This is a genomic window from Streptomyces sp. NPDC087901, assembly GCF_044742205.1.
In the GTDB taxonomy this organism is placed as follows: Bacteria; Actinomycetota; Actinomycetes; order Streptomycetales; family Streptomycetaceae; genus Streptomyces.
Genome location: NZ_JBIUUC010000001.1, coordinates 688,108 through 704,591, shown reverse-complemented (window position 1 = coordinate 704,591; position 16,484 = coordinate 688,108). Strand labels below are relative to the sequence as shown.

At 68.5% G+C, this 16,484-nt stretch carries 19 protein-coding genes and 2 pseudogenes; 6 read left to right on the top strand and 15 right to left on the bottom strand.

The window, feature by feature from the left end; genetic code table 11:
- Positions 1-234: 234 nt before the first annotated feature.
- Entirely contained in the window at positions 235-912 is a 678-nt protein-coding gene (locus ACIOEW_RS03140; protein WP_362541208.1) for a VTT domain-containing protein, read from the top strand.
- Here the strand turns inward: ACIOEW_RS03140 and ACIOEW_RS03135 are convergent.
- The 5 genes from ACIOEW_RS03135 to ACIOEW_RS03115 form a co-directional block, all read right to left on the bottom strand.
- Positions 899-1,123: a DUF2277 domain-containing protein gene (locus ACIOEW_RS03135; RefSeq protein ID WP_362541205.1), complete on the bottom strand. Its 225-nt coding sequence runs from the start codon at positions 1,121-1,123 to the stop codon at positions 899-901. The two genes, ACIOEW_RS03140 and ACIOEW_RS03135, sit on opposite strands and share 14 nt — an antisense overlap.
- Before the next feature lie 92 nt (positions 1,124-1,215).
- A complete protein-coding gene (locus tag ACIOEW_RS03130; protein ID WP_401960830.1) occupies positions 1,216-1,896 on the bottom strand; it encodes a GAP family protein in 681 nt (226 codons plus the stop codon).
- A complete protein-coding gene (locus ACIOEW_RS03125; RefSeq protein WP_401960827.1) occupies positions 1,889-3,256 on the bottom strand; it encodes a DUF1254 domain-containing protein in 1,368 nt (455 codons plus the stop codon). Before ACIOEW_RS03125 ends, ACIOEW_RS03130 begins: the two co-directional genes overlap by 8 nt.
- Positions 3,257-3,324: 68 nt before the next feature.
- Positions 3,325-4,668 carry a DUF1254 domain-containing protein gene (locus ACIOEW_RS03120; RefSeq protein ID WP_401960825.1) on the bottom strand — a complete coding sequence of 448 codons (1,344 nt, stop codon included), beginning with the start codon at positions 4,666-4,668 and terminating at the stop codon, positions 3,325-3,327.
- Positions 4,665-5,108 (bottom strand): hypothetical protein, encoded by a 444-nt coding sequence (locus tag ACIOEW_RS03115; RefSeq protein WP_362541194.1) that lies wholly within the window; start codon positions 5,106-5,108, stop codon positions 4,665-4,667. Before ACIOEW_RS03115 ends, ACIOEW_RS03120 begins: the two co-directional genes overlap by 4 nt.
- A gap of 446 nt (positions 5,109-5,554) precedes the next feature.
- On the opposite strand from ACIOEW_RS03115, the gene ACIOEW_RS03110 reads away from it, so the two are divergent.
- Positions 5,555-6,985: an MFS transporter gene (locus ACIOEW_RS03110; RefSeq protein WP_401960823.1), complete on the top strand. Its 1,431-nt coding sequence runs from the start codon at positions 5,555-5,557 to the stop codon at positions 6,983-6,985.
- Here ACIOEW_RS03110 and ACIOEW_RS03105 read toward each other — a convergent pair.
- From ACIOEW_RS03105 to ACIOEW_RS03085, 5 genes are all read right to left on the bottom strand, one after another.
- Positions 6,900-7,589, bottom strand: coding sequence for an alpha/beta hydrolase (locus tag ACIOEW_RS03105; protein ID WP_401961522.1), 690 nt, complete (start codon positions 7,587-7,589; stop codon positions 6,900-6,902). The two genes, ACIOEW_RS03110 and ACIOEW_RS03105, sit on opposite strands and share 86 nt — an antisense overlap.
- Before the next feature lie 61 nt (positions 7,590-7,650).
- The gene (locus tag ACIOEW_RS03100) at positions 7,651-8,250 is read right to left on the bottom strand and encodes a hypothetical protein (protein ID WP_362541188.1); all 600 of its coding nucleotides are present in this window, start codon (positions 8,248-8,250) and stop codon (positions 7,651-7,653) included.
- 124 nt (positions 8,251-8,374) lie between these two features.
- Positions 8,375-8,668, bottom strand: a complete 294-nt coding sequence (locus ACIOEW_RS03095; RefSeq protein ID WP_362541185.1) for a hypothetical protein — start codon at positions 8,666-8,668, stop codon at positions 8,375-8,377.
- 73 nt (positions 8,669-8,741) lie between these two features.
- Entirely contained in the window at positions 8,742-9,449 is a 708-nt protein-coding gene (locus tag ACIOEW_RS03090) for a B3/4 domain-containing protein (protein ID WP_401960820.1), read from the bottom strand.
- A 92-nt stretch (positions 9,450-9,541) separates the two neighbouring features.
- Positions 9,542-10,378: an EamA family transporter gene (locus tag ACIOEW_RS03085; protein ID WP_401961520.1), complete on the bottom strand. Its 837-nt coding sequence runs from the start codon at positions 10,376-10,378 to the stop codon at positions 9,542-9,544.
- A 117-nt stretch (positions 10,379-10,495) separates the two neighbouring features.
- Between ACIOEW_RS03085 and ACIOEW_RS03080 the strand changes: the two genes are divergently transcribed.
- Complete coding sequence (locus ACIOEW_RS03080) at positions 10,496-11,080, top strand: XRE family transcriptional regulator (RefSeq protein ID WP_362541182.1); 585 nt, start codon at positions 10,496-10,498, stop codon at positions 11,078-11,080.
- Positions 11,081-11,137: 57 nt separating this feature from the next.
- Here ACIOEW_RS03080 and ACIOEW_RS03075 read toward each other — a convergent pair whose 3' ends face one another.
- Positions 11,138-11,605, bottom strand: coding sequence for a MarR family transcriptional regulator (locus ACIOEW_RS03075; RefSeq protein ID WP_401960817.1), 468 nt, complete (start codon positions 11,603-11,605; stop codon positions 11,138-11,140).
- 252 nt (positions 11,606-11,857) lie between these two features.
- A pseudogene (locus ACIOEW_RS03070) lies at positions 11,858-11,998 on the bottom strand (signal peptidase I); the annotation flags it as partial.
- A gap of 40 nt (positions 11,999-12,038) precedes the next feature.
- Here ACIOEW_RS03070 and ACIOEW_RS03065 point away from each other — a divergent pair.
- The gene (locus ACIOEW_RS03065) at positions 12,039-12,557 is read left to right on the top strand and encodes a pentapeptide repeat-containing protein (protein WP_401960815.1); all 519 of its coding nucleotides are present in this window, start codon (positions 12,039-12,041) and stop codon (positions 12,555-12,557) included.
- Positions 12,558-12,790: 233 nt separating this feature from the next.
- On the opposite strand, the gene ACIOEW_RS03060 is transcribed toward ACIOEW_RS03065, so the two are convergent.
- Positions 12,791-13,309 (bottom strand): hypothetical protein, encoded by a 519-nt coding sequence (locus tag ACIOEW_RS03060; protein ID WP_401960812.1) that lies wholly within the window; start codon positions 13,307-13,309, stop codon positions 12,791-12,793.
- 501 nt (positions 13,310-13,810) lie between these two features.
- On the opposite strand from ACIOEW_RS03060, the gene ACIOEW_RS03055 reads away from it, so the two are divergent.
- Entirely contained in the window at positions 13,811-14,506 is a 696-nt protein-coding gene (locus tag ACIOEW_RS03055) for a hypothetical protein (RefSeq protein WP_401960809.1), read from the top strand.
- A 273-nt stretch (positions 14,507-14,779) separates the two neighbouring features.
- On the opposite strand, the gene ACIOEW_RS03050 is transcribed toward ACIOEW_RS03055, so the two are convergent.
- Together ACIOEW_RS03050 and ACIOEW_RS03045 are read right to left on the bottom strand one after the other, a co-directional pair.
- Complete coding sequence (locus ACIOEW_RS03050) at positions 14,780-15,070, bottom strand: hypothetical protein (protein WP_362541165.1); 291 nt, start codon at positions 15,068-15,070, stop codon at positions 14,780-14,782.
- A gap of 163 nt (positions 15,071-15,233) precedes the next feature.
- Entirely contained in the window at positions 15,234-15,659 is a 426-nt protein-coding gene (locus tag ACIOEW_RS03045) for a hypothetical protein (protein ID WP_362541162.1), read from the bottom strand.
- A 265-nt stretch (positions 15,660-15,924) separates the two neighbouring features.
- On the opposite strand from ACIOEW_RS03045, the pseudogene ACIOEW_RS03040 reads away from it, so the two are divergent.
- Positions 15,925-16,464, top strand: a pseudogene (locus ACIOEW_RS03040) (tyrosine-type recombinase/integrase); the annotation flags it as partial.
- Between the last annotated feature and the right edge of the window lie 20 nt (positions 16,465-16,484).

The window sequence follows — 16,484 nt, the reverse complement described above, 5'->3', positions numbered from 1 at the left end:
CTCGTGCCCGCCGGGAGCCGCTCCCCGGCGGGCACGAGGTACGGGCGCAGGAGGACACGCGTACGGGGGCGGGCAGCGCGCCGCGGCACGGCTGTGACTCACGTGAGATGCCCAACATCACGCATATATAGGGATCTCCAGGTGAACGGCAGGCGTACGCTGTACAGCTGTCCCTGCCGCTCCTGCCGCTCCCCTTGCGACGTCGCGGCGTGGTTACGAATCGGGGAGTAGAAGGTGCTCGAGAGTGTGGGTGCGCTGACCAGCAGCCCATGGATCTACGCCGTGGTCGCCCTCTCCGTGCTGCTGGACGTCTTCCTCCCCGTGCTGCCGAGCGGAGTCCTCGTGATCACGGCCGCAACGGCCGCCGCCGCGGGCACCACCAGCGTCGCTGCCGACGCAGCAGGCGCGGCCCGGCACGTGACCGAGGTCCCCTCGGTCCTGGCCCTGATCCTCTGCGCGGCCACCGCCTCGGTCCTCGGCGACCTCGTCGCGTACAAGCTGGCCTGGCGCGGCGGCGAGCGCCTGGACCGCGCCATCGCCCGCTCGCGCCGTCTCACCTCGGCGCAGGAACGTCTCGGCGCGGCGCTGAGCCGCGGCGGCGGGGTCCTCGTCGTCATCGCCCGCTTCGCCCCGGCCGGCCGCTCCGTCGTCTCGCTGGGCGCGGGCGCCTCGCACCGCGACGTGAAGGAATTCCTGCCGTGGTCGGCCGTGGCTGGCGTGGCCTGGGCGGGCTACAGCGTGGGCCTCGGCTACTTCGGCGCACACTGGCTCGGCGCGAGCTGGCTGGGCACGGCCCTCTCGGTCCTGGCCCTGTTCGTCGCGGGGGCGTTCGCCGCACTCCTGATGAAGCGCCCCGCTGCGGCGGCCGCCGCAGCCGCATCCGCCCCGGTCTCGGTCTCTACGGCGTCCTGACACCACCCCGCACTTCCAGACCGTCCAGCAGCCTGGCCGTCGCTTCGGCGATGTCGTCGACGGCTTGGTCGAAGACCTCCCTGTTGTGCGCGGCCGGAGCGCGGAAGCCGGACACCTTGCGGACGAACTGCAGGGCGGCGGCGCGGATGTCCTCCTCGGTCGCCTCTTCGGGGAGGGCCGGCGGACGAAGGGTCTTGATACTGCGGCACATGACTCCAGTGTGGACCGCAGCACTGACAACGTCCCGGGCTGCGGGTGCGCCCGGCCCACCGGGCCCGACGCACCCCGGCCCACCCCGGGCCGTCAGCCGGCCAGGCCGCTGATCGCGTCGCCGACGTACTTGGCACCGAGGACGACCAGCACCGTCGTCATGATCGCGGCGTTGTGCCGCCCCATCCACGCCTTCCACTCCCCCAGCACCTTCGCCGACCGCTCCCCGCCGAAGAGGTAGACGGACAGCGGCAACGTGGTGCAGAGCGACGCGACGAGCACCATCAGCACGCCGGCGACAGCCTTCCCGCCCCCGTCCGCCGTGCTGGAGGCGATGGATACGGCACCGCCGACCGCCAGCACCAGGTTCTTCGGATTGGCGACGGCCAGCGCGGCCGCCAGCCCGGCCGACTTGCCGGGGGTGAATCCGTCGATCGCCTGCATCCACTTGGGCTGCTCGGCGTCCTGCCCCTCCCTCGGCCGTCCCTTCCACTGCTTGGCCGCCATCAGCACGAACAGTGCGCCCAGCCCCAGTTTCAGCCACAGTGTCCAGGTGGCGGGTCCCTCGTCGCCCTCGGAGGCGTCGGCCCCCGAGCCGGCGAGCACGACCACCGTGACCAGGACGGCGAGCGACACCGTCCAGCCGAGCGCGAACGCGATGCCGTTGGACCGGCCGCGCGGGGTGGCCAGCATGAGAATGACGGCGATCAGCGGCAGCGGGCTGATCGCGATGCCGACGGCCGACGCCAGCATCTGGCCGATCGCGTCACCCACGGCCACCCCCTTCGACCCGCCGGACGGGGGGAATCTCGTACTCCCCGTCGAGGACGGCCCGTTCCGGCATGTAGAGCCTGAGCATGGGCCGGAAGTCGCCCTCCGGCGCCGGCAGCCAGTTCGCCGCGGCGGCCGGATCGGCAGGCCGCTCCTTGCTCATGTGGATGGTCAGCGACCCGTCGTCGGCGCGCACGATCCCGGGCGTACGGTCCCCGATCGAGTACCGCGCCGCCGGGTTGGCGACGAGGAAGTAGTCCGGGGTGTCGTACATGGTCACGGACCAGAACGCGTCGACCGGCGGCGACTCCTCGAAGCGGAGCTCGTAGCGGTGCGCACCGCTGAGCGGCGCACCCGCGGCGTCGTGGAAGGTCTGCGCGTACACGGCCTCGTAGCCGTGGTTCCCCCACAGCCCGATGCGGGCCGCCACCGCCCTGGCCAGGTAGGAGGCCTCCCGGTCCGCGATCTTCCACTCCGGTGAGTCGATGGTCCCGACGCCGAACCAGTCCAGGTTGTAGTCGAAGAGGTGGGGATTCATCGACCATCCCCCGCCCCCGTCCCCGGCCCCCGACCGGCTGGCCGCCTCCACCCGTTCCTTGCCCAGCGCCAGCCCCTCGGTCAGGGCGCGCACGAGAGCGGAACCGGCCGGGACGTACGGCGAAGGCCCCTCCTCCAGGAGTCCCAGCGGCTGGAACCGGTCCTGATAGGCCCGGTCCGCGGCGGACGGCGGGAAGTCGGCCATCCACACCCTGAGCTGCTCGAAGAAGCGGAGTTCCGCCGGCACCCCGGCGTCGGGTGCGGGCAGACCGGTGCGGTGCTCGCCCGGCTCGAGGTGGGCGAGGGTGAGCTGTTCCTGGAGCCCGCGGACCCGCCGCTGCAAGTCCTCGGGGCCGTCGCAGGCGTTGCGGCCGACGATGGTGACGACCGTGGTGGGGGCGTCGATCACCCCGCGCACGTCGTCGGGCGCGGTGCCCGCCCACCCCGGCGGCACGACGAGCCAGTCGCCCGCCTCCGTCCCCGTGGACCGGCGGCCGACGTACGCGAAGTTGTTGGACCATGCGTCGACGAACTGCAGGACGTAGTACGCCCCGTCGGTGTCCGGGACGTGCAGCCGGACCGGTCCGCCGGAGAGGTCGAGCTGGGCGAGGGAGTAGACGGTGTCGTTGTTGACGGACACGAAGTGCGCGTCGGCGTCGGCGAGCCGGTCGGAATGGGAGAACTGGTTGAAGGGCGCTGCCGCCAGCGTGCCGAACCCCTTGTGCAGGCACGTCTCAACCATCGACAGGTCGAAGACGAGCGGATACCCGTAGACGTACGCCTCGGCAGCCAGCTCGACGAGCTCGGACGTTTGCTCCTCGGACATGGAAGACCTCCCCTTAAGTGGTCGCACACGGCTCAGCGGTCGTGCGCAGTTCAGCGGTCGTGCACGGCTCAGCGGTCGTGCGCGGCGAGCGTCGGCATGGACCAGCCACCGTCCAGGACGGACGGTTCGGGCCCGTACACGCGGACGGCGATGGTGAACGGCCCGTCCGGCGCGGGAAGCCAGTTGGCGGCCTGCTTCGGGTCGTCGGGCCGGTCCTTCTGTACGTAGAGGGTCAGTCCGCCGTCCTCGTCGTACACCAGGCCCGGGGTGCGGTCGCCGATCGAGTAGCGGTCGGCGGGGTTGGCGACGAGCAGCCGCTCGGGCAGCCGGTACATGGTGGCGGACCAGAAGAACCGGGCGGGCGGCAGCTGCCCGGCCGGGAAGTGCACGGTGTGGTCGCGGACGGAGGCGTCCGGCGGGCGGTTGCCCCGGTCGTCCTCCAGCCATCCCGCGTACCAGGCCTCGGCGGCGGGCAGCCCGTAGAGCCCCTTGTCGACGCCGACCGCGCGGGTGAGGTGGTCGTCACCGTGTTCGGCCCGCGTGCCGAACCAGCCGGTGGAGTCGGCGGCCCCGCTCTTCGCCGCCTCCAGCCGCTCGCGCGCGTCGGCGATCCCCAGCCGGACGGCCTCCTGGATCTCCGGCTTCAGCGCGGCGAGTTCGAATTCGCCACTGCCGTCGACGCCGAGCGCGGCGAGCCGCTCGCGCAGCTCCCTTTCGCTGTCGAGTACGGGGAAGAACTGGAGCAGGAAGTCGAGCAGCGTGAAGAACTCAGCACTGTCCAGGTCCTCCTCGCGCCACACGGGCCAGACGGGCTCGCCGACGGGGTGCGGGGCTGCCGTGTCGAGGAACTCCGACAGCGGTCGCAGCCGGTACTGCTCCTGGATCGTCCGCAGGGCCGCCACGTCCCCGGGGCCCGCCAGATACGTACGCCCGAGAATCCCGACGAGGAAGGTGTCCGCACGCAGCACCCCGCTGATCCCGTCGGGCACCTGCCCCCGCCACCCGGGTCCCGCGACGAGGTAGTCCCCGGCTTCCTTCCCGGTCGTACGCGTCCCGATGTAACCCACGTACGAGGTGTCGAGGTCGTGGAGCGGCAGGACGTAGTACCGGTCGACGGCCGGTACGGAGACCACCCACGGCTCGTCGCGCAGATCGAGCCACGCCCAGGAGTACGGGGTGTCGTTGTTGGGCGTCACCACATCGGTGTTGGCCGGGGTGAACGGCTGGGAGTAGTGCCGGAACCGCCCGAAACCACCGACCGAACGGGGATCGTCCGGGTCGATGGCCTGCGGATACATGGTGCGGTAGTTCTGGAGCAGCGGATATCCCCATATCCAGGCGTCCGCCGCTGCCGAACGCGCCGGCCCGGCGGTGGGAGCCGCCGCCGGGCCGGCGCCGTTGCCCGCGCTCATCCGATGACCGACTTCGAGCGGTCCGTGCACAGGGCCCAGATCACGAAGGTGTCGATCGCGAGGGAGACGACGGCCCAGATCGGCTGGTAGGGCAGCCACATGAAGTTGGCGATCATGTTGAGCGCCGCGAGCCCCACACCTGCGCCGCGCGCCCAGACGGAGCCCTTGAGGATGCCCCAGCCGACTACGGCGATGATGACGCCGAGGATGAGGTGGATCCATCCCCAGGTCGTCACGTTGAACTCGAAGACGTAGTTGTTGATCCGTGCGTAGACGTCGTCGGACGCGATACCGGCGATGCCCTTGATCGCCCCCAGCACCCCGTCGACCATCAGCAGGACACCGGCGAACATGATCCCGCCGGCCGCCCAGGGGTTGATGCCCCCGGGGTGCGACGGAGGCGAGGAAGAGCTGTCGGGCGTGGGCGCTGTCTGTGCCATGAGAACTCCTGGGCCGGTGGGGCTACGTCAGACCGACCCTGCTCGGCACCTTCGGGCGCGGCTACTTGGACGCGGCCATACGGGTGACAGGGGTGGGGCGGAAATTCCCTCCCCCCTCACGGACCCGCACGGCTAACCTTCGACCATCAACTGATCCTTCAGGCAGGAGTGGAGATGCCCGGTCGCCCGAGCGCGCGCTGACGTCGCAGGTCGTGATCGACCCGTCATCGCGTGCTGCCTCCGGTCTGCGGCACAGCGAGCCTTTCTCGCCCGAACCGCCGGTGCACATTCCCGTGCCCCGGCCGGCGAGCGTTGTCCTTCGCAGCTCAAGGGGCCCCCGTGCAACCCATGCCGTCCATCCGAACCTCCTCCGCACCTGCCCGCCGCCTCCCTCCACCGAATCCCCCTGAATCCCGGTCCGGAGCCCTGCGCGTCCGGGCGACGCGATGAAGGCGGCCGGCAAGACCGGGGCCGGGGCTCCGCCGGGGCTGTGGCGGGACGCCGACTTCCGCAGGCTGTGGGTGGGCCAGACCGCGTCGCAGTTCGGGGAGCAGGCCACGCAGGTGGTCCTGCCGCTCGTCGCAGTGGTGTCGCTCAACGCGGGTTCCGGTCAACTCGGCTTCCTGCGTGCGGTGGAACAGGCGCCGATCCTGCTGCTCTCGCTCTTCGCGGGCGCGTGGGTGGACCGTCGGCGTGCCCGTACGGTGATGGTGCTGGCGGACTGCGGCCGGGCACTCGCGCTGGCGGTGATCCCCGCCGTCTGTCTACTGGGCCTCCTCGGACTGCCCGTACTGTTCGTGGTCGCTCTGCTCGTCGGCGTACTGAGCGTGTTCTTCGACGTGGCGTACCAGGCGTCGCTCGTACGGCTCGTGGACCGCGACCAGCTGACGCAGGGCAACAGCGCCCTGGAGGGCAGCAGATCCGCGGCGCAGATAGGCGGCCCGGCACTCGGTGGCACGCTGGTGTCGGTGTTCTCGGGCCCGGCCGCTGTCGTCACCGGCGCGTTCTTCTTCGCACTGTCGTCCGTGTCGATCTGGCGGATCCGCAGGCACGAACCGGTACCGGCGCCCATCGACGGACGGGCCCGCATGTGGCGGCAGATCGACGAGGGCCTGCGTTTCGTGGCCGGCAACGCCTCGCTGCGGGCGGTGGGTGTGGCCTCGGCCCTCTTCCAGTTCTGGTTCGCCGCCCTGATGACCGTCTACCTGCTCCACCTCCCGCGCGGACTGCACCTGTCGGCCACGGCCATCGGCCTGGCACTCGCCGCGACGGGCCCGGGCGCGGTCGTGGGATCGCTGTTGGCGGCGAGGCTGCCGGGGAGGTTCGGGTACGGCAGGGTGCTGGTGTCATCGGCGGTGATCGCGGACGGCGTGATGCTGTGCGTACCGGCGCTGCACGGCTCGGCGGCCGTCACGCTCCCCGTACTCATCGGCGTCAACTTCGCCTTCGGCACCTTCGGTCAGCTGGTCAACGTCACTTTGATGGCGGTGCGGCAGGCCATCACGCCCCTGCCGATACAAGGCCGGGTCGTGGCAACGATCAACTTCGCCGGCATGGGCCTGACCCCGGTCGGTTCCCTGCTGGGCGGCTTCCTGGCGGGCCACTGGGGACTGCGTACGAGCCTGCTGGTGACCGCCGTCGCCCTCTCCCTGTCCCCGCTGTTCATGGCGTTCTCCCCGCTGGCGCGCCTGGGCAGACAGCTTCCGCACGAACCGCGAACGGGACCGCTGGGACCGCTGCATGCCTGCCGCCAACGCACGAGTGGGGCCTGTACGGCTCCGGAGCCGTCGGTTACCCGTCGTCGGTCTCGGGACGGCGCCCGGCCCTGGGCGAAAGCAGGCCGCGCAGTGCGGCGGCGACTCTCCCGGGTTCGCTGATGAAGGGTGAATGGCCCGTGTTCCAGGTCAGGGTGCTGGAACAGCGCCTGCTCATATCTCTCTGCACCTCGGGGTCGATCGCGCGGTCCTGACTGCAGACGATGTAGGTGGACGGCGTGCTCCGCCATGCCTGCCGCACCGGCACGCCTCGGCCGCACCCGGGCTTCTGCGGCCGCAGCAACGACGCTGCCCAGAGGGCTCGTTCCCTCGGGGCATCGCCGTAGAACACGTCCACGGCCGCGGCCGCATCCACGTGGGTGCGGCCGTCGCCGTCCCGTACGACGGCGGAAGCCAGAAGTGGAGTCGACCCGCCGAGACGGGCCGCGCTCTCCCCCTCTGCGGGCACGAAGGCCGCCAGGTACACCAGGTGACCGACGCCCGTCAGTCCGGTGATGACGGACCCGCCGTAGGAGTGCCCCACGACGAGGGGCGGTTCCCCCATGGCATCGACAGCTGCCTGTACGGCTTCGGTATCGGCCTGGAGCGAGCCCCGGTGCAGTTCCGGAACGACGACGTCGACCCCTCCGGCTCGCAACTCAGCGACGACCAGGTCGAAGTGGAGTGGGTCGTGGTACAGACCGTGCACCAGCACGACGCCGTTCAGGATGGTTCCTCGATTCTGCGCAGCTTTCGTTTCCGAGGCTGCTCATTGCTTCTGGAGCTACTCATTGCTTCTGGAGCTGTTCCATGACACGGGCTTGCAACTTCGGCTCCACCTCGCGCTCACTCATGGCCCTCCGCACGAGGAGAAGATCGGCACCGTACACCCGCATGTGCTCGATCAGGGGCGCAATCCGGTCGGGACGGTTCCGGACCAGCTCGGAGACCAGCCTCAACTCCAGGCGGACGACGGGAACGACATGACTGCCGAACCCGACGCGCACACAGTGCTCCCACGGGCCGCGCCCCGCGCACTCGAACGTGTCGGTGTCGGCCGACCACTCGACCGTACTGATCTCCACATCGGTCCCGTCGACCCTGAACCGCGTGAAGTACTGCCGCGCATCGGGCAGCCAGGCCGGTGCGTCCAGGCACGGAAACCCGGACAGCCCGGCTGCGAATCTGTCGACGTCGTCCCGGTGTCCGACCAGGACATCCACGTCACCCACAGGCAGCGGGACTCCCTGTGCCAGCGCGGCACCGGTCCCGACCAACCGGTATGCGAGGCCCGACGTGTCGGGATCGACCTGGTCGAGGACGAGCGAGAAGAGTCTCCGCAGCTCGTCGGGGTCCTGCAATGCCCTTGCCCTGCCGTGGGGGTCCATCACTCAATTGTGCTCTCTGGACTGCGAGTTGCCGGTGATCATCGGAAACACCGAAGTCCGCAAGGGACGGGCATTCTCATGGTCCAGCCGCACGCGGCTCCCCCCGGAGCGAACGGCGCCGGGCCTACAGCCCCCGAAGCGCCTCGTGGAGATCGGAGTGCGCGCTCCAACAGTCGACACTACCGTCGTCGTACAGGCTGCCCATGTACCAGTCGTCGTCATCGACGGGCTTCACCAGACACAATCCCCGGAATCCCAGAACGATTTCAGGGTAGAGCCGTTCCTTCTCGGCATAGCGACCCGGCCCCACCACCCACGTCACCGAGCGATCGGTATCGAGGACCGTGGCCTCCCGGTCGCCGGAGACGCGGCGGATCTCCTCCAGAGTCCACCCAGCCGGTAGTTTCGCACCTGTCATCGGGCGATCATGACCCACCGCGTCAACCGTACGGCGGCCACAAGACGGGGACTCTCCCGCCCGACGGCAGCCCTCACACGGCGATCCGGGACTGCGCCGGGCCGAGGTAGCGCACGGTCGTCTGCTGAGCGTGCGGGGCCAGCAGCTCCCGCAGGTCCAGCGCTGCGGCCTTCAGGAGGTCGCCGTCGCGGGTGGCATGGAGCGTTTCGAGAAGGAACGCGACGTGGGTGGAGTCCTCGGTGACGCGGGTGCGGTGGGCGTCGCGGTGGTTCCAGTGCCGGGTCAGGACGCCGCTGGTGTCCGCGTAGATGATCTCGCCGGGCTTGGGGGTCTCGACGGTGCCGGGTTCGCCGAGCGGGGTGAACTCCTCACTGCCGTCCGCGTAGCGGATGTCGACGCCGCCGGTGACCTGGTCGAGGTCGAAGGCGCCTGCGGGCAGGCCATGACGGACGGAGACGACGTTGTAGGAGTCGACTGGCGGGTTGATCCGCGGCAGGGTCCCCTTCTTGGCGAAGCGCCTGCCGAGCGCGTCGACGCTGGGGCGGATGCGCCGGGGATTGGTGCCGAAGGAGCGGTAGGCGGTGTGCCACGCCTCGATGCGGGGATCGGTCTCCTCGGCGGGCTGCCAGGCGCTGTCGACGAGTTGCCGCTCCAGCTCCCCCAGTGCGGCGGCCGTGGCGGGCCAGTCCTCGCGGCCGCGCAGGCCGGTGGCCGTGACGACGGCGATGAGGGTGTCGGGGAAGGAGTCGGCGACGGCGGGAGTGAGGCGGAATTCAGTCATGAGCGAGTGCTCCGTTCCTTCGTACGTACAACAGTCACGGGCTGGATGAACATGCTGCTCCTTGTACGTGACAGATGCTGCGGGCGGGGGGCTCAGGTGAGGGCGAGGAGGCTGACGGCAGCGGCGGCGGCGGTGAGCCCGACGATCTGGCCGCGCTGGATGCGCTCGGCCAGCACGCTGCGGGCGAGCAGGACGGTGCCGGCCGGGTATAGGGCAGTGATCACGGCGACGACGGCGAGGTCTCCGCTGCGGGCGGCGAGCAGGAAGAGCAGGTTCGCCACCGAGTCCAGTACACCGGCGGTGGCGGACATCGCGTAGGCGGGCCGCTCGGACCCCAGCCTTCGAAACATCAGCCCGGCAGCGCCGAGGGTGACGGCCGAGGACACCGCCCTGCCGATGATCAGCGGCGCGACCCCGCTGTCGGACGGCGTCTGGTGCAGGAAGACCAGCTGGAGGGCGATGGCGGCGCCCGCACCGAGTGCCAGCAGCAGCACCGTACGCGAGGGCCGCGCCGACCCCGAGCCGTGCCCGGCGCTGACCAGCACCACCGCGGCCAGCGCGAGCGGCAGACCCACCAGCCCAGCGACACCCAGGCGCTCCCCCTGCAGTAGCCCGACACCCACGGGCAGCATGGCGGACACCAGTGCGGTGACGGGCGACAGCACGTTCATCGGGCCGATCGCCAGCGTCCTGTAGAGCAGGGCGAACGCGGCGGCCGACGCGACACCGGACGCGGCGCCCCAGCCCAGGGCCCCGGCACTGAACGACGCACCGAGGAACGGCCACAGCAGCAGCTCGACCACGAGAGAGGCCGGAGCTGCGATCATCACGGTGCGCAGTACATGAGCCTTGCGGGCCCCGAGACCGCCGAGGAAATCGGCGCATCCGTAGGCGAGTGAGCTGCTCAGGGCCAGCAGCAGAGCAATCACGGGCACTTCCCTTACCATTCAATGGACCGACCCAAAGGTACAACGAACCGACCGTCGAGTGTCAACCAAACGACCGCACGGTGCATTCCAGTGGTCCTTCGCAAGGATGGTGATCGGATGGCCGAGACGGACACGGCCCTGCGGACGCTCGCGCACAACGTCAGGGCGGCCCGCACCCGCGCAGGCCTGTCCCTGGACGAGCTGGGCCGGCGTGCGCAGGTCAGCAAGGGCGCCCTGGTGGGGCTGGAGAAGGCCCAGGGCAACCCCAACTTCGCGACTCTGGTCCGGCTGGCCGACACACTCGGCGTCTCGGTGTCCGCGCTGATGGAAGGACCGACGGAAGGCCGCGTCCGTGTCGTATCGGCCGACGCCGTGACCCCTCTGTGGACCGGAACGCGGGGCAGCGAGGCCCGGCTCATGCTGACGACCTCGGGCGCGGCCCCGGTCGAGGTCTGGCGCTGGCGGCTGGAGCCGGACGAGGAGTACCCCAGCCACCCGCACCAGGCCGGGGTCGTGGAAACGGTCAGCGTCACCTCCGGCCGGATGGCACTGATCGTCGACGGCACCGAACATCAGGTGGAGGCCGGCCAGACGGCCACCTTCGACGGCGACGCCCCCCACACCTACCGCGGCATCGGCCCCCGGACCTGCCACCTGATCATGACGGTCCACCTGCCACCCGGCCCAGCGTCGGCCGCCTGACGGCGACGCCCGCCGGAGCATGGACCCGGCGGCCCGGATGGCAATGGGGGGCCGGGCTCAGTCCAGGGTGCCGCCGGTGTTCCGGATCAGCTGCTGGAGCACCTTCACCGCGGTGACGTAGTCGGCGTCGTCGATGCCCTGATGGATGCGGGCCCGGATAGCCGGGGCGTGCCGCTTGAGACCGACACGGGCCTCCTCGCCCGACTCGGTGATCCACAACCGCCCCTCGCCGTCGAGAGTGAGCCAACCGCGCTCCAACAAGACGTCCGCTTCTGCCTTCAGGTCGTCTTCGGGCCTGAGGTAGGAGCTCATGGCCTGTTGGAGTTCGAGGATGGTCATGCCACGACCGTCGGGTGAGATGTCGTTCGCCGACAGGTTGCGCAGCAGCCAGAACTGGGGCTGGGTGAAGCCCAGTTCGGCCTGCCGGGCCCGAATGAACGAGGTGAGCGCCTCATAGGCCACTCCGGTCCAGTACGCGGCCGGCTGCGCGGCGAGTCCGGCATCGGATGTCTGCTGGGTCGTCATGTGTCGTGCCCCCTGATCGATCGCTGGTGCAAGCACCGTAAAACCTCAAGCGAAGTCGAGGTCAAGATCGATCCCTGCGCTGCCCGGCCGGAACCGGATCGAAGGAAACCAGGATGCGGCCACGAGGAGCGACAGGCTCGCGGTCCGTACGAGGCGACCGCCCGCGTCGCCGCGACCGACGAACGGAGCCATCGCAGCCCTTTGCGTGCGGCTCAACTCGGACCAGCTCGGCTCAACTCAACTTAACTCGGCTCAACTCGACTCCTGTACGCGGCGCTTCTCTGCCACTGCATAGCCGGGCACGGAAGGCCATCGAACGGTCAGCACCACCGATTCCTCCTCCGCGAACCACGAGTGGTCGACTCCGCGCCCCCACACGACGTAATCACCCTTCGGTGGCGGTCTGATTACAGGCTTCGCGGTAGGTCTGAGCGTGCTGTTTTTGGAGAGAGGATTCGTCGCCGCACAGGAGCGAGCAGCATGGCGCGCCAATGCGGAGATCTCCGAAAGTATCCCTGGGTTCACTCCCGGGAAGCGGTCACTGAAAGGCCTGCACTTCACCGGCAAGAGGATGAAGGGCGCCGATTTCCGCGACCTCGACCTGCACGGCGTGAGCTTCTGCGACGCTGAGCTTGTGGGCGCAAATTTTGACGGCGCTAATCTGCGTAGCGCTGACTTCACCAACGCCAATCTGGAGACCGCTACCTCCCGAAAGGCCGACCTCTCCGAGGCTCTACCACTTGGTAGCAATCTCGGCCGCGCGAACATGAGAGAGATCGAGTCCGTGCACGAGGCGCAGGTGAACACGAAATCCTGCTGGCCGCCCAGCCGCTTCCAGGGATTCGAAAACCTCAAAATGAAGGCCACCCCCGTGGTTCGGTACGACGATCAGGGCACGCCCGTCACAGGAAGGGACGCTGATGGGCCATGCCCGGATTGGACAGCTGACTGACCCGGCACAACCCCAAAGCCGCCCGCCAGCCGGGGCTGTCACCATCTGGCACGCGCGGCGTCGCCTGACAACCGCCTTGTAAGTTCGGCTGCAGCACCGCCGCCCATGGGCACAACTCTGGCCCTCGCGCTCTGGCCCTCGAAGCCTCCGTCGCCAAATGAGGGCTGCCGCGATCCGCGCCGTTGATGCCGGCTACGGACGTCATAGCACCGCCTAACCGACGCTCTACCGGATCATGCAGACCTTGCCGCCCCCGCCGCCCGGTACCCTTGAGGCCCTATCTCAGCGATCACTTCGCCCGCCAATTTTACATAGTGTGGATAAGGCTTCCATTTGAGTTTCGACTCCCTGGATTCGATGAAATAGTCCCCATGCCCTTTATAGGACAAGGCGAGCATCTCTCCCCACTCCGCCACCACCAAATCTCTATCTACGTAATTGCGACTGACGTACAGCCCCAACAAGTCGAACATCGCTACGGCTTGCGATACAGCCCAGTGATCATCCCGTTTTCGGCGATACATGATCTCGGCGTCTCTCTTACTTTTCACCCGTTCACGGAGGATGCCCCTGCCCCGCTGCAGGTCTGGCTGCATAAGCTGCTCATTTAGCGAAAGAAAAAGATTTCGCTTATCATTCTCAACGCCACACCTTTCTTGCCTTCGACTCGCCAGAAACAGCACAAGCGAAATTAGCGAGGCCACCACTGCAGCCGCCGCTGCCACCACTGTGCCAATCGTCGTCCAGTCCATACCTGAGTGAAACAGGAGCAACGCGCGAAGCAACAAGTTAGTAGTCCGATCGGGGCTGCCTGAGGCCCTTCGGCAGAGTCGGTGGAGCGGTTTTGTCCGGTGTCCTGCCCGGTTCGGGGTCGAGAATGATCAGGGGCCGTACGCTGGATGGCAATTCGGGCGGGCTGTGATCCTGCCGGAATTTGAAGCGATGCGCCGGGAGAACACTGACTACGTGTAGTTGAGGCTGACCGCTGCCTTGGTGAAAGACCCTGTCCCGGCCACGGTCACCAGCAGCCGCAGCGCGTCGATATCGAACACGAGCCACCCTTCCGTCCCGTGTAACTCATGCCTCTGTCGCATGGCTCCCATGCGATCCAGTCGCTGGTGGAATGTATCGCCTCGCCCTAGCGTCGAGGGGCGGCCGCGCACCAGCCGCTCCGATCACCCCGGGGGCTGATTTCCCCATGCCGGACGAGAGGAAGTGCCGTGTTACGAAGGACCCTGCAGCTCAGGCGAACGATGGGTACGTGGGGGCGCGAGCGTGACTTCCCGAGCCCGGCCGCTCACCACCCTGACCACCAGGACCCGGTGGTGCACCGACGGGGGCGCGACCGCCGGCTGCTGCTGCTCACGGTCGTCACGGCTGTGCTGCTCAGCGCCTGCGCGGGAGCCGGCTCCAGCCCGGCCAGGGACGGCGCCACCTCGGCCGCACAACCGACCCCGACGGAGACCTTGTCTCCGTCTCCGACCGCGTCCCCGTCTCCGACCGCGGCGCCGACACCGACTACCGCCGCCGAGATCGCCGAGGCCGTCAACAGTTGGTACATGTACGGAGGCGAGACGGCGATGGTCAGCTTGATCAAGGAAGCGATGAAGGCTCAAGAAGGCCGCCCCAGTGCCGAACTGGAGCTGGTGACACTGGACTTCGGTGGCCTCATGGATGCGCTCAGCACGGCCCGGCTATTCGATTCCCTCCCCGACCCCAAGACCCGGACGGCTTGGTCGGCCGCCATCGAACACCTCGATGAGGGCGCGCGCGAGGTCCTCGATTCAGCGCCGGAGGACAGATTGATCCAGTCCCCCCAAGAGGCCGCGCAGGCGTTGCGGGGGTGGCGCACGTTCGACGAAGGAATCAAGTACCTCAAGGCTGCCCAGGCGCGACTCCACCGGACCTACGACCTGAAGCCGTCTCCGGACCCGTGGGAAGCGAGGTAGCCCTGGGCGCTCTCCGACGGACCACGGCCGGGCCACTGCCGTCACCTACTACCGTCTACGCCCCCGCAGCCGCTCGCTGCGGGGGCGTTTTGACTGGTGGGCGCGGCCGGTTTCGAACCGCCGACATCTGCTTTGTAAGTTCGCCCGGACGCTCATGCCTGCTTGCGCTTCCACGGCTGCCCGCGCCGTGAGGAGACGGGCACGGCTGCTGCAATCCACCGCCGTTGATGTCAGCCGCGGATGTCAGCTCCGTGCCCAGCTTCCCGCGTACCGTCACTCGTCGTCGCTGCGCTCCAGGACCAAGCCGGCGGACCCGTCCTCCAGACCGTTACTGTCCTCGAGGTGCAGGTGACTTCCATCGGGAACTCCATCGCCGGCCAACACGAGGAGATGCCCAGCGAGCGTCCTGAGGCCCGCGGCGTTCGCCTCAATGACGACCTCTCCCCCGAGGTCTCGCACCTCGATCCGCGCTCCCGCCTCCCACTCGAAGACTTGGGCGACACCATCGGTCACGGCCGTAACTTGGGTGCTCTCAACGGGAGCGCTGCTGGATTCAGAGGTCATGGAGAACATGATGCCGCTCAACACACACGACTCCGGAGGCCGGTCTGATTCCCCATGTCCATGCAGTTCAAGCGTCTGATACGCCCGCCGGCTGACGAGTTATCCCGCACATGTCCCGTGCCGTGGCGGTCACGTAGTCGGTTCGCGGCCAGGACCACTCGGGTCAGCCTTCCTCCCGGCTGAATTCGTGCGTGCATCCTCCGGAAGTCACGTCCCGAGTGAAGCAGGCGATGAAGGAATCCGGGGAGCCGTAGAAGGCCAATTTCATCTCCTCGCAGTCCACGCCGTCGAAGGTGACCTCGCCATACGTTCCGGAGGGAGACCAGGTTCCATGTTGCCGGTCGGCGAACCCGGAGCACCCCCAGCCGACGACGTCCGCCTTGTCCAAGCCCTTGGCTGTGAACGTACCGTCGTCCTTGAACTCAACTGTCGCCCCGGTCCAGTCCGACCACACGCCCGTCAGCCGATCAACGGTGCTGACCTCGACTGGGTAGTAGCCGGAACAGGAGGCCAACAGGAATGTCACCGCACCTCCCAACGCAGCGCTCATGAGTGCACGTCGTATCCGCTGATGCTGGTCGGCAGCCATACGGCCCTGCCTCTCGTGTCTCGCACATGTTCCGGTAGCGACGCCTCAAGGAAGCGGCGAACAGTATCTTGAACGTGTTCAAGTCCTGGTGTCAATGAGGGCTGGGGCGCGCTTCGCGATTACGGTCCGTGTGCCTGGCAGGGAAGATCGACGTGGAGAGACTTTGGCCGGGAGCTGCCATGGTCCGAGGACCTGCACCTTCGCTGACCTGGGTCGGAGCCTTGCTGCAACTCCCCTTGGTTCCCCCCGGCTTCCCGACAGATCGGGCACGCGAGGGACACGTGTCGTGGGACTCCGCTGGGAAAACCTCGACCTCGAAAAGCGAGAGATCCGCCTCCGAACCCAGCGCCAGCGCGTCCGCGGTGAGGCGCACGAGGACGATGCCAAGGGAAGGCGCAGGAAGCAGACGCTCCCCTTGCCCGCGATCTGCGTCGCTCCCCATCGTTGGCAACGAATGCGGCAGGCTGCCATGCGCGGAGCCGCTGGCGAGAAGTGGGAGGAGACCGGCTACGTCTTCACCACCCGCACCGGCCATCCGATCGAGCCGCGCAACCTGTACCGCTCGTTCACCCGGGTTGCCGGTACGGCCGGACTCCGCGTGATCCGGCTGCACGATGCCAGGCACGGCTGCGCAACCCTGCTCACCGCCGCCGGCGTCGCTCCCCGCGTCGTGATGGAGATCCTCGGGCACAGTCAGATCGCGGTCACGATGAACATCTACGCCCACGTCGTCCAGGACACCCAGCGCGAGGCCGTGAGTCACCTGGACCGCATGCTGAAGCGGCAGCGTCCCGACCGTGGGTGACCGCACCCGTTGATGTCAGA

Bases quoted from the DNA above. Each gene is read 5' to 3' on its own strand.
- ACIOEW_RS03095 (WP_362541185.1), bottom strand. From the start codon at position 8,668: ATGACAGGTGCGAAACTACCGGCTGGGTGGACTCTGGAGGAGATCCGC.
- ACIOEW_RS03115 (WP_362541194.1), bottom strand. From the start codon at position 5,108: ATGGCACAGACAGCGCCCACGCCCGACAGCTCTTCCTCGCCTCCGTCG.
- ACIOEW_RS03060 (WP_401960812.1), bottom strand. From the start codon at position 13,309: ATGGACTGGACGACGATTGGCACAGTGGTGGCAGCGGCGGCTGCAGTG.
- ACIOEW_RS03110 (WP_401960823.1), top strand. From the start codon at position 5,555: ATGAAGGCGGCCGGCAAGACCGGGGCCGGGGCTCCGCCGGGGCTGTGG.
- ACIOEW_RS03090 (WP_401960820.1), bottom strand. From the start codon at position 9,449: ATGACTGAATTCCGCCTCACTCCCGCCGTCGCCGACTCCTTCCCCGAC.
- ACIOEW_RS03055 (WP_401960809.1), top strand. From the start codon at position 13,811: ATGGGTACGTGGGGGCGCGAGCGTGACTTCCCGAGCCCGGCCGCTCAC.
- ACIOEW_RS03100 (WP_362541188.1), bottom strand. From the start codon at position 8,250: ATGGACCCCCACGGCAGGGCAAGGGCATTGCAGGACCCCGACGAGCTG.
- ACIOEW_RS03045 (WP_362541162.1), bottom strand. From the start codon at position 15,659: ATGGCTGCCGACCAGCATCAGCGGATACGACGTGCACTCATGAGCGCT.
- ACIOEW_RS03125 (WP_401960827.1), bottom strand. From the start codon at position 3,256: ATGTCCGAGGAGCAAACGTCCGAGCTCGTCGAGCTGGCTGCCGAGGCG.
- ACIOEW_RS03080 (WP_362541182.1), top strand. From the start codon at position 10,496: ATGGCCGAGACGGACACGGCCCTGCGGACGCTCGCGCACAACGTCAGG.
- ACIOEW_RS03050 (WP_362541165.1), bottom strand. From the start codon at position 15,070: ATGACCTCTGAATCCAGCAGCGCTCCCGTTGAGAGCACCCAAGTTACG.
- ACIOEW_RS03135 (WP_362541205.1), bottom strand. From the start codon at position 1,123: ATGTGCCGCAGTATCAAGACCCTTCGTCCGCCGGCCCTCCCCGAAGAG.
- ACIOEW_RS03075 (WP_401960817.1), bottom strand. From the start codon at position 11,605: ATGACGACCCAGCAGACATCCGATGCCGGACTCGCCGCGCAGCCGGCC.
- ACIOEW_RS03120 (WP_401960825.1), bottom strand. From the start codon at position 4,668: ATGAGCGCGGGCAACGGCGCCGGCCCGGCGGCGGCTCCCACCGCCGGG.